Annotated in this window: 1 protein-coding gene; it reads left to right on the forward strand. The window is 50.1% G+C overall.

Going from position 1 to position 13,082, the window contains the following annotated elements; translation table 11 throughout:
- The first annotated feature begins 17 nt into the window (after positions 1-17).
- The gene (locus tag OL444_RS22125; RefSeq protein ID WP_264729666.1) at positions 18-13,040 is read left to right on the forward strand and encodes a T9SS type B sorting domain-containing protein; all 13,023 of its coding nucleotides are present in this window, start codon (positions 18-20) and stop codon (positions 13,038-13,040) included.
- Positions 13,041-13,082 lie beyond the last annotated feature (42 nt).

Below are 13,082 nucleotides of genomic sequence, written 5' to 3' on the forward strand. Positions count from 1 at the left end.
AGCCTAACGATCATCTTATGACGAAGAAAAAACTCCTTGCTATAAAATATTGTTTGACTGCATGGCTGCTGGTTTTAGCTATCGGCGTCAGCGCGCAGTCTGCCACCTACAAAAATACGACCGGTGTAAGTGGTACGCCTTCCCTGAGTGGAAACCAGGTGAGTGATATTTCCGTTACGACGTACCGGTTTCCTGCCATAGGACTGGCTTTGTCTGCCAGTGCTCCCGATCTGCAGGCAGACGACAGCTATAATATCACGTATACGTATACACTTAAAAATATGGGAGGACTGGATCTGACCAATGTGCATATCAACAGCTCATTTACCAGTACGTTCCCCAACCCGATGACCTACACGATCACTTCCGTGACGGGTCAGGGTATCAGCACCAACAGTAATTTTAAAGGAACCGATGCACAGCCGTTGCTCACTCATACCAACGCTACACTGACAGCGGGTACGACTGCTACTGTGACCGTTGTGGTAAACCTTAAAAATAATGGTCAATACGGCACCTTTAACACCCAGCCGGAAGTAGCTGCCCAGGCAGGTACCTCCCTACTGAACGACAAATCCGTCAACGGTAAGGAACCGGATGCTAACGGTAACGGCTCTCCGGTGGACGACCAATCCCCGACTCCTGTTACGCTGCAGCGCCCGGATATAGCCGTTGTTAAAACCGCCAGTACGTTGACACCCTATGTCGGCAACAATATTGTTTTCACCATCACGGTTACCAACAAAGGCGACGGTGATGCCGTAAATGTAACCGTCACAGAAGCACCCGGAAATGGATTCACCTACGTGAGTAATACCGTTACCACAGGTACCTCCTATAACAATACCAGTAAAATATGGACGATAGATAAACTCAAAAGCGGGGAATCCAAAACCCTTACCTTGACGATGAAAGTCAATGCAACCGGTAGCTATGTAAATACTGCCACCAGTATACATCCGGAAGATATCGTTCCCACTAACAACAGCTACTCCGTTATCGTTACGCCGCTGCCATCTGCCGATGTACAAATTGTAAAAACAGCCAGCAAAGATTCTGTGAATGTGCGCGAAAACGTAACCTACACCCTTACTGCCTCTAACAATGGTCCCAGCGACGCCACCACGGTAGTGGTAACGGATGTCTTACCTGCCGGCATCACGCCGGTACTTCCACTGTCAGGTGGACTGACTTACGATAATAGTACCCGTACCGTTACCTGGAACATCGGAGCAATGCCTGCAGGCGCCACCGCACTGGTACAAACAATTACAGCCACCGTAACGGAAGATGTACCCAGAACAAACTTTAAGAACACCGCCAATATCAAGCAGCACGAATATGATCCGAAAACCAGCAATAACAGTTCCACGGTAACCGTGGTACCTAAGCAGTATGTGGATCTGGAAGTAAAAAAATCAATCAGTGTTCCTTCTCCCTTATATCCGGCAGACCAGGCCACCTTTACTATTACCGTCAGCAACATAGGTACCAACAACTGTTATGATGCCAATGTATCAGATGTGCTGCAATCCGGGTATCTTAACGGTATCGCCACTCCTTCTCTGGGAACGTTCAGTAATAATACCTGGAAGATAGGCACCCTCCTGAAAGGACAAAGCGCTACATTAATCTACAAAGCGACCGTACAACCTAAAGGAAACTATAATAATAAAGCCACCGCATATACTACAGACAATGATATTGACCTGACAAACAATGAGGCCAGTATTGCTCCTCCGGTAGTCACACCGCGCATGGATCTGAAAGTAGCTATTGCTCCCGGCGGCACCGCAACGGCAGGTAATAACTATACTTTCAATATCACTGCCACCAATGACGGACCGAGTGATGCGACCGGCGTGGCAGTCGAAAATGTTAAACTACCTACAGGATACACCTTTGTTTCGGGGGTTCCCAGCTCCGGTACCTACGACCCGGCTACCGGTATCCTCTATATTGGCAGCCTGCCGGCCGGTGCCCAGGTTACATTGGCCCTTACAGGTACAATTAAACCGGATGCCAGCGCTTACAGCCTGACTGCACATGTATATGGCACCGAAACAGAAATCACCCTCAGCAACAATACTGCTACCAGTAGTCCTGCCATTAAACAGGTTACTGACCTGAGTATCACTAAAACGGTGGATATAGCTACACCGGATGTCGGTACCAATGTGACCTTTACCCTCACAGCAAAAAATAATGGTCCCAGTAAAGCTACCAGTGTTAAAGTAACAGATGCTTTGCCATCAGGATATACTTTCCTGTCTGCTGCTACACCAACAGGCACTTATACTGCTCCCAACTGGGCTATCGGTCAGCTTAATCCAAACGAAAGTGTGGTGCTGACTATTACCGCAAAAGTAAATGCAACCGGTAATTACCAGAATAAGGCTACTATCAGCGGTGCAGAAACAGATAATAATACGGCCAACAATACCGCCAGCCGCAGTACTACGCCGGTTAGTGTGGCAGATGTTAAAGTAACCAAAACGATAGATATTACCCATCCGGATGCCGGCAGCACCGTTACCTTCACCATCACGGCAACGAACGATGGCCCAAGTATAGCGAAAGCTGTAACCGTCACCGATTTATTGCAAAACGGCTACGGTATGGTAACGGCGGCCGTTACGACCGGCACCTATACAAAGCAAAGCGGTATCTGGAACATCGGAGATATGACAGCGGGTAAATCAGAAACCCTTACCATCATCGTAAAGGTATTGGGTACTGGCACTTATGGCAATACCGCCACTATTGCTACGACCACAAAAGATAAAAACCCGGGCAACAATACGGCTACCATCACTCCGCCTACTGTAAAAGCAATTACAGACCTGCAGATAGAGAAAACGGCGGATAAAACAACTGCAGATGCTTCCGCAAAAGTGACATTCACGCTGCAAGCTACCAACAAAGGCGCCAGCCCTGCTACGCAGGTAAAGGTAACCGACCTGCTGCCTTCCGGTTTCACTTTTGAAAGCACAGTGCCAGCGAATGCTTCTTATAATGCAGGTAATGGTGTATGGACCATTGGTAACCTGGATAGTGGCGCTGTACAAACCATCCAGATTATAGCAACGGTTAATCCGGAAGGTAACTACACCAACACCGCTACTATTACCGGCGATGAGCATGACCCTAATACCACTAATAACACCAGCAGTGTGACCGTTACCCGTGTAGCCGTTACCGATCTGGCAGTAGTAAAAACGGTAGATAACCCCACACCGGATGCAGGCGCTATCGTAACCTTCACCATTAAAGCCACCAACCACGGACCTAGCAAGGCTACCCTGGTAGCGGTGAATGATCCGTTACCAAATGGGTATGCGCTCATCAGCACCACACCTGCTATCGACGCCAATGGTACATGGACTATCGGTGATATGGATAAAGATGCCGTAGCTACCCTCACCGTTAAAGCCAAAGTACTGGCTACCGGTAACTATACCAACACAGCTACCATCGCAGGTACAGAAACAGATCGTAACACCACCAATAATACCAGCACGGCTACGCCGGTACCGGTACCAGTGGCTGATCTGCGTGTAGTAAAAATAATCAGCAATCAACAACCTGACGCGGGCAGCAGCGTGACCTTCACCATCACCGCTACCAACGATGGCCCTAACACCGCCATCGCCACCACCGTCAACGATAAACTGTTATCAGGGTATGCTTTCAAATCAGCTACGCCGTCTATAGGCACCTATAATGCCGCGACTGGCGTATGGTCACTCGGCGACATGGTTTCCGGTCAGCAGGAAACCTTGACCATTGAAGCCGATGTGTTGCCAACAGGAGATTATAACAACACCGCTACGGTTACATCAACAATAAAAGATAATAACCTGACCAACAATACCGCCACCATCACCACCCCACAGGTACGACGGGTTGCGGACCTGGTGATAGAAAAAACGGCAGATAAAACAACCGCGGATGCCGGCACGAAAGTGGTCTTTACACTCAAGGCCACCAACAACGGAGTAAATAACGCTACGAATGTAAAAGTAACCGATCTGTTACCGGACGGCTTCACTTTTGAAAGCATCCTGCCCGCAGCAACCGCTTACAATGCTGCCACCGGTATATGGACCATCGGTACGTTGAACAGCAACGCCAGCCAGACAGTCACCATCACGGCCACTGTTAATCCGGAAGGCAATTATACCAACACCGCTACCATCGCCGGCGACGAACATGATCCTAATACTGCCAATAACACCAGCAGTGTGACCATTACTCGTGTAGCCGTTACCGATCTGGCAGTAGTAAAAACAGTAGATAACAACACACCGGATGCAGGCGCTGTCGTGAACTTCACCATTAAAGCCACCAACCACGGACCTAGCAAGGCTACCCTGGTGGCAGTGAAGGATCCGTTGCCAAACGGCTATGCGCTGATCAGCACCACACCTGCTATCGACGCCAATGGTACATGGACCATTGGTGATATGGATAAAGATGCCGTCGCTACCCTCACCGTTAAAGCCAAAGTACTGGCTACCGGTAACTATACCAACACAGCTACCATCGCAGGTACGGAAACAGATCGTAACACCACCAATAATACCAGCACTGTTACACCGGTGCCGGTACCAGTGGCTGATCTGCGCATTGCAAAAACAATCAGCAACCAACAACCGGATGCGGGCAGCAGCGTGACCTTCACCATCACGGCTACCAACGACGGTCCTAACACCGCCATCGCCACCACCGTCAACGATAAACTGCTATCAGGATATTCCTTTAAATCAGCTACGCCGTCTATAGGAACCTATGTTCCCGCGACTGGCGTATGGTCACTCGGCGACATGATTTCCGGTCAGCAGGAGACGTTGACCATTGAAGCCGATGTGTTGCCAACAGGAGATTATAACAACACCGCTACGGTTACGTCAACAGTAAAAGATAATAACCTGACCAACAATACCGCCACCATCACCACGCCACAGGTACGGCCTGTTGCGGACTTGGTGATAGAAAAAACGGCGGATAAAACAACCGCGGATGCCGGCACGAAAGTGGTCTTTACACTCAAGGCCACCAACAACGGAGCCAGTAACGCTACGAATGTAAAAGTAACCGATCTGTTACCGGACGGATTTACTTTCGAAAGCATCCTGCCGGCGGCAACCACTTACGATGCTGCCACTGGTATATGGACCATCGGTACGTTGAACAGCAACGCCAGCCAGACAGTCACCATCACGGCTACGGTTAATCCGGAAGGCAACTATACCAACACCGCTACCATCGCCGGCGATGAGCATGATCCTAATACTGCCAATAACACCAGCAGTGTAACCATTACCCGTGTAGCCGTTACCGATCTGGCAGTATTGAAAACAGTAGATAACCCTACACCGGATGCAGGTGCTATCGTGAACTTCACAATCAAAGCCACCAACCACGGACCTAGCAAGGCTACCCAGGTAGTCGTGAATGATCCGTTACCAACTGGTTATGCGCTCATCAGCACCACGCCTGTTATCAACGCCAATGGTACATGGACCATTGGTGATATGGATAAAGATGCCGTAACCACCCTCACCGTGAAAGCCAAAGTACTGGCTACTGGTAACTATACCAACACGGCTACCATCACTGGTACGGAAACAGATCGTAACACCACCAATAATACCAGCACTGTTACGCCGGTACCGGTACCAGTGGCAGATCTGCGTGTAGTAAAAACAATCAGCAACCAGCAACCCGATGCGGGCAGCAGTGTGACCTTCACCATCACGGCTACCAACGATGGCCCTAACACCGCCATCGCCACCACCGTCAACGATAAACTGCTATCAGGATATTCCTTTAAGTCGGCTACGCCGTCTATAGGAACCTATGTTCCCGCGACTGGCGTATGGTCACTCGGCGACATGATTGCCGGTCAGCAGGAGACGTTGACCATTGAAGCCGATGTGTTGCCAACAGGAGATTATAACAACACCGCTACGGTTACGTCAACAGTGAAAGATAATAACCTGACCAACAATACCGCCACCATCACCACGCCACAGGTACGCCCTGTTGCGGACCTGGTGATCGAAAAAACGGCGGATAAAACAACTGCGGATGCCGGAGCGAAAGTGGTCTTTACACTCAAAGCCTCCAACAACGGAGCTAGTAACGCTACGAATGTAAAAGTGACCGATCTGTTACCAGCCGGATTTACTTTTGAAAGCATCCTGCCTGCAGCTACCACTTATGATGCCGCCACCGGTATATGGACCATCGGTACGTTGAACAGCAACGCCAGCCAGACAGTTACCATCACGGCGACGGTTAATCCGGAAGGCAGCTATATCAACACCGCTACCATCGCCGGCGATGAGCATGATCCTAACACCGCCAATAACACCAGCAGTGTGACCGTTAACCGTGTAGCCGTTACCGATCTGGCAGTAGTGAAAACAGTAGATAACCCCACACCGGATGCAGGCGCTATCGTAACCTTCACCATTAAAGCCACCAACCACGGACCTAGCAAGGCTACCCTGGTGGCAGTGAAGGATCCGTTGCCAAACGGCTATGCGCTGATCAGCACCACACCTGCTATCGACGCAAATGGTACATGGACCATTGGTGATATGGATAAAGATGCCGTAGCCACCCTTACCGTGAAAGCCAAAGTACTGGCTACCGGTAACTATACCAACACGGCTACCATCACGGGTACGGAAACAGATCGTAACACCATCAATAATACCAGCACCATCACACCGGTGCCGGTACCAGTGGCAGATCTGCGCGTGGTGAAAACCATCAGCAACCAACAACCGGATGCGGGCAGCAGTGTGACCTTCACCATCACGGCTACCAACGATGGCCCTAACACCGCCACTGCCACCACCGTCAACGATAAACTGCTATCAGGATATTCCTTTAAATCGGCTACGCCGTCTATAGGAACCTATAATGCCGCAACTGGCGTATGGTCACTCGGCGACATGATTTCCGGTCAGCAGGAAACCTTGACCATTGAAGCCGATGTATTACCAACAGGAGATTACAACAACACGGCTGCCGTTACGTCAACAGTGAAGGATAATAACCTGACCAACAATACCGCCACCATCACCACCCCACAGGTACGCCCTGTTGCGGACCTGGTGATAGAAAAAACGGCAGATAAAACAACCGCGGATGCGGGATCAAAAGTGGTCTTTACGCTCAAAGCCTCCAACAACGGAGCTAGTAACGCTACGAATGTAAAAGTGACCGATCTGTTACCGACAGGCTTCACTTTCGAAAGCATCCTGCCAGCAGCAACCGCTTACAATGCTGCCACCGGTATATGGACCATCGGTACGTTGAACAGCAATGCCAGCCAGACAGTCACCATCACGGCGACGGTTAATCCGGAAGGCAGCTATACCAACACCGCTACCATCGCCGGTGACGAACATGATCCTAACACCGCCAATAACACCAGCAGTGTGACCGTTACCCGTGTAGCCGTTACCGATCTGGAGGTATTGAAAACAGTAGATAACCCTACACCGGATGCTGGCGCTATCGTAACATTCACCATTAAAGCCACCAACCACGGACCTAGCAAGGCTACCCAGGTAGTGGTGAATGATCCGTTACCAACTGGTTATGCGCTCATCAGCACCACGCCTGCTATCAACGCCAATGGCACCTGGACCATCGGTGATATGGATAAAGATGCCGTAGCCACCCTCACCGTGAAAGCCAAAGTACTGGCTACCGGTAACTATGCCAACACGGCTACCATCACGGGTACGGAAACAGATCGTAACACCACCAATAATACCAGCACCATCACACCAGTGCCGGTACCAGTGGCAGATCTGCGTGTAGTAAAAACAATCAGCAACCAACAACCGGATGCGGGCAGCAGTGTGACCTTCACCATCACCGCTACCAACGATGGCCCTAACACCGCCACCGCTACCACCGTCAACGATAAACTGCTGTCAGGGTATTCCTTCAAATCGGCCACGCCGTCTAAAGGAACCTATAATGCCGCGACTGGCCTGTGGTCACTCGGAGACATGATCGCTGGTCAGCAGGAGACGTTGACCATTGAAGCCGATGTGTTGCCAACAGGAGATTATAACAACACCGCAACTGTTACTTCAACAGTGAAGGACATCAACCTGACCAATAATACCGCTACCATCACTACGCCACAGGTACGACCTATTGCGGACCTGGTGATAGAAAAAACAGTGGATAAAACAACTGCGGATGCCGGAGCAAAAGTGATCTTTACACTCAAAGCCTCCAACAACGGAGCTAGTAACGCTACGAATGTAAAAGTGACCGATCTGTTACCAACAGGCTTCACTTTCGAAAGCATCCTGCCCGCAGCAACCACATACGATGCCGCCACCGGCATATGGACCATCGGTACGTTGAACAGCAATGCCAGCCAGACAGTCACCATCACGGCGACGGTTAATCCGGAGGGCAACTATACCAACACCGCTACCATCGCCGGCGACGAACATGATCCTAACACCACCAATAACACCAGCAGTGTGACCGTTACCCGTGTAGCCGTTACCGATCTGGCAGTATTGAAAACAGTAGATAATCCCACACCTGATGTTGGCGCTATCGTAAACTTCACCATTAAAGCCACCAACCACGGACCCAGCAAGGCTACCCTGGTGGCAGTGAAGGATCCGTTGCCAACTGGCTATGCGCTCATCAGCACCACGCCTGCTATCGACGCCAATGGTACATGGAACATCGGTGATATGGATAAAGATGCCGTAGCCACCCTCACCGTTAAAGCCAAAGTTTTGGCTACCGGTAACTATGCCAACACGGCTACCATCGCTGGTTTGGAAACAGATCGTAACACCACCAATAACACCAGCACTGTTACACCGGTGCCGGTACCAGTGGCTGATCTGCGCGTGGTGAAAACAATCAGCAACCAACAACCCGATGCCGGCAGCAACGTGACCTTCACCATCACCGCTACCAACGATGGCCCTAACACCGCCACCGCTACCACCGTCAATGATAAACTGCTGTCAGGGTATTCCTTCAAATCGGCCACACCGTCTAAAGGCACCTATAATGCCGCGACTGGCGTATGGTCTCTCGGAGACATGATTGCCGGGCAGCAGGAGACGTTGACCATTGAAGCCAATGTGTTGCCAACAGGAGATTATAACAACACCGCTACGGTTACTTCAACAGTGAAGGACATCAACCTGACCAATAATACCGCTACCATCACTACGCCACAGGTACGACGGGTTGCAGACCTGGTGATCACCAAAACAGTGGATAAAACAACTGCGGATGCCGGAGCAAAAGTGGTCTTTACACTCAAAGCCTCCAACAACGGAGCTAGTAACGCTACCAATGTAAAAGTGACCGATCTGTTACCGACAGGCTTCACTTTCGAAAGCATCCTGCCCGCAGCAACTACTTACGATGCCGCCACTGGCATATGGACCATCGGTACGTTGAACAGCAACGCCAGCCAGACAGTAACCATCACGGCTACGGTTAATCCGGAAGGCAGCTATACCAACACCGCTACCATCGCAGGCGACGAGCATGATCCGAATACTACGAATAACACCAGCAGTGTTACTGTTAATCGTGTAGCCGTTACCGATCTGGCAGTAGTAAAAACGGTAGATAACCCCACACCGGATGCAGGCGCTATCGTAAACTTCACCATTAAAGCCTCCAACCACGGACCCAGCAAGGCTACCCAGGTAGTGGTAAATGATCCGTTACCAACTGGTTATGCGCTCATCAACACCACGCCTGTTATCGACGCCAATGGTACATGGACCATCGGTGATATGGACAAAGATGCCGTAGCCACCCTCACCGTGAAAGCCAAAGTATTGGCTACCGGTAACTATACCAACACGGCTACCATCACGGGGACAGAAACAGATCGTAACACCACCAACAATACCAGCACTGTTACGCCGGTGCCGGTACCAGTGGCTGATCTGCGCGTGGCAAAAACAATCAGCAATCAGCAACCTGACGCGGGTAGCAGCGTGACCTTCACCATCACTGCTACTAATGATGGACCTAACACCGCCACCGCTACCACCGTCAACGATAAACTGCTGTCAGGGTATTCCTTCAAATCGGCCACGCCGTCTAAAGGAACCTATAATGCCGCGACTGGCCTGTGGTCACTCGGAGACATGATCGCTGGTCAGCAGGAGACGTTGACCATTGAAGCCGATGTGTTGCCAACAGGAGATTATAACAACACCGCAACTGTTACTTCAACAGTGAAGGACATCAACCTGACCAACAATACCGCTACCATCACTACGCCACAGGTACGACGGGTTGCAGACCTGGTGATAGAAAAAACAGTGGATAAAACAACCGCGGATGCCGGAGCGAAAGTGGTCTTTACACTCAAAGCCTCCAACAACGGAGCCAGTAACGCTACGAATGTAAAAGTGACCGATCTGTTACCAACAGGCTTCACTTTTGAAAGTATCCTGCCAGCAGCAACTACTTACGATGCCGCCACTGGCATATGGACCATCGGTACGTTGAACAGCAACGCCAGTCAGACAGTCACCATCACGGCGACGGTTAATCCGGAAGGCAACTATACCAACACCGCTACCATCACCGGCGATGAGCATGATCCTAACACCGCCAATAACACCAGCAGTGTGACCGTTAACCGTGTAGCCGTTACCGATCTGGCAGTAGTAAAAACAGTAGATAACCCTACACCGGATGCTGGCGCTATCGTGAACTTCACCATTAAAGCCACCAACCACGGACCTAGCAAGGCTACCCTGGTGGCAGTGAAGGATCCGTTGCCAAACGGCTATGCGCTGATCAGCACCACACCTGCTATCGACGCCAATGGTACATGGACTATCGGTGATATGAATAAAGATGCCGTAGCCACCCTTACCGTGAAAGCCAAAGTATTGGCTACCGGTAGCTATACCAACACGGCTACTATCACAGGTGCAGAAACAGATCGTAACACTACCAACAATACCAGCACTGTTATACCGGTGCCGGTACCAGTAGCTGATCTGCGCGTGGTGAAAACAATCGGTAGCAGCACGCCTGATGTAAACAGTCAGGTAACATTTACCATCACGGCTACAAATGGAGGGCCATCTGACGCCACCGGTATAACTGTAACGGATATACTCCAATCCGGTTATCACTTTGATCAGGCGATCACCGCTACCGGCGCCTATAATGCTGCTACCGGCAAATGGAACATCGGCAACCTGTCCAATGGTCAGTCGGCTACCCTGCAGATAAAGGCAACGGTAAACCCTGACGGGGACTATAGCAATATTGCCATCATTAAAGGAAATGAGAAAGATAACCATCCAACTGATAACCAAAGCGCCATTACAACGCCTACACCTATACCGGTAGCTGATTTACAAGTAACCAAAACAGTAGATCAGTCCATTCCGGGCACCGGTGATATCGTCCACTTTACGATCACTGTAAAAAACAATGGCGCCAGCAAAGCCACGCATGTACAGGTAACTGATCTGCTGGAATCTGGTTTTACATTCCGGCAGGCAACAGCTGATAAAGGCAGTTATACTCCGCAGACCGGCATCTGGAACATTGGTACTATGCAAGCCAACGAAACCGTTGTATTGCAGGTAAGCGCCCAGGTAAATACGACAGGTAGCTATACCAACACAGCTACCGTTAAAGGCGCAGAAAAAGATCCGGCAACCACTAATAACAGCAGTACGGTTATTGTTAAACCAACTCCTGTTGTTGATCTGCACATCAACAAGACGGTTTCCAATATGACGCCGATACATGGTACCGCCGTTTCCTTTACCATCAAGGTTGGCAACAATGGTCCAAGCGATGCAACCGGTGTAACGGTAACGGATATACTGGCTGCCGGATACACCTTTACCTCTGCGAAAGTAACGACCGGTAATTATGATGTCGTAAGCGGGAAGTGGCATATCGGCCAGCTGGCTAACCAGGCGACTGCGGAAATGACGATCACTGCTCAGGTAAATACAACCGGCAGTTATATTAATACCGCCGTTATTACCGGCAATGAAACAGACCGCGTCAGCAATAACAACAGCAGTACGGTTACGCCGGTACCGGTTGCCCTGCATACCAATGACGATGCAGCCGCTACGGAAGAACCAGAGCCGGTTACTATTAATATCGTTAAGAATGATGTTTATGGTAATGGCGGGCATACCGTGGTCATTCAGGATCAGCCGCTGCATGGTACCGTTACCGAAAATGGAGATGGTACGGTGACCTATACGCCACATGCAGGTTTTGGCGGTACCGATCACCTCACCTATTACCTCCGCGATCAATCCGGTTTCACCTCCAATGTATCCACCGTTACCATCGATGTGACCAAACGCCGGATAGATCTGGCCATTAAAAAGGTAATCCTTACACCACCGGCAGAAATTGCAGTGGGTAAAAACATCACGTTTGAACTGACGGTTACCAACAACAGCGCTAAAGGCGCCAGCAAAGTAGTGGTGACTGATATCCTGGCCAATAACATTGGCGATACACAGATTAAAACGGAAACGAATAATGGGCTGGCAGGTTATGACCCGGTAACGAAAACGATGACCTGGCACGTAGATACGCTGGCTCCCGGCCAGACAATCAAACTGCAACTCACCGCTAAACTGATCAGTGGCGGTACCATCAGCAATACTGCTACCGTGGCCTGCGGACAAGTGGACTCCCAGCCGGAGAACAACACCGCTACCGCTACCACGGCAGCTAATGGTCCGGATATATTTATACCTACGGCCTTCACGCCTAACGGCGATGGCATCAATGATAAGTTTGTCATCCTTGGTTTAGATAAATATCCCGGATCAGTACTGATTGTATTTAACCGCTGGGGGAATGTGGTATATCGTTCGAACAATTACCTCAACAATTGGGATGGTTCCGGCCTTCATGAAGGTACCTACTATTATGAGCTGATTTGCCCAACTACTTCCAATGGTAAAACATCCTTAAAGGGTTGGGTACAATTAATCCGGTAATCAGGAAGAATGAAATGAAGTGTCATACAAATATTAATACTG

This window comes from Chitinophaga nivalis (genome assembly GCF_025989125.1).
In the GTDB taxonomy this organism is placed as follows: Bacteria; Bacteroidota; Bacteroidia; order Chitinophagales; family Chitinophagaceae; genus Chitinophaga; species Chitinophaga nivalis.

Bases quoted from the DNA above. Each gene is read 5' to 3' on its own strand.
- OL444_RS22125 (WP_264729666.1), top strand. From the start codon at position 18: ATGACGAAGAAAAAACTCCTTGCTATAAAATATTGTTTGACTGCATGG.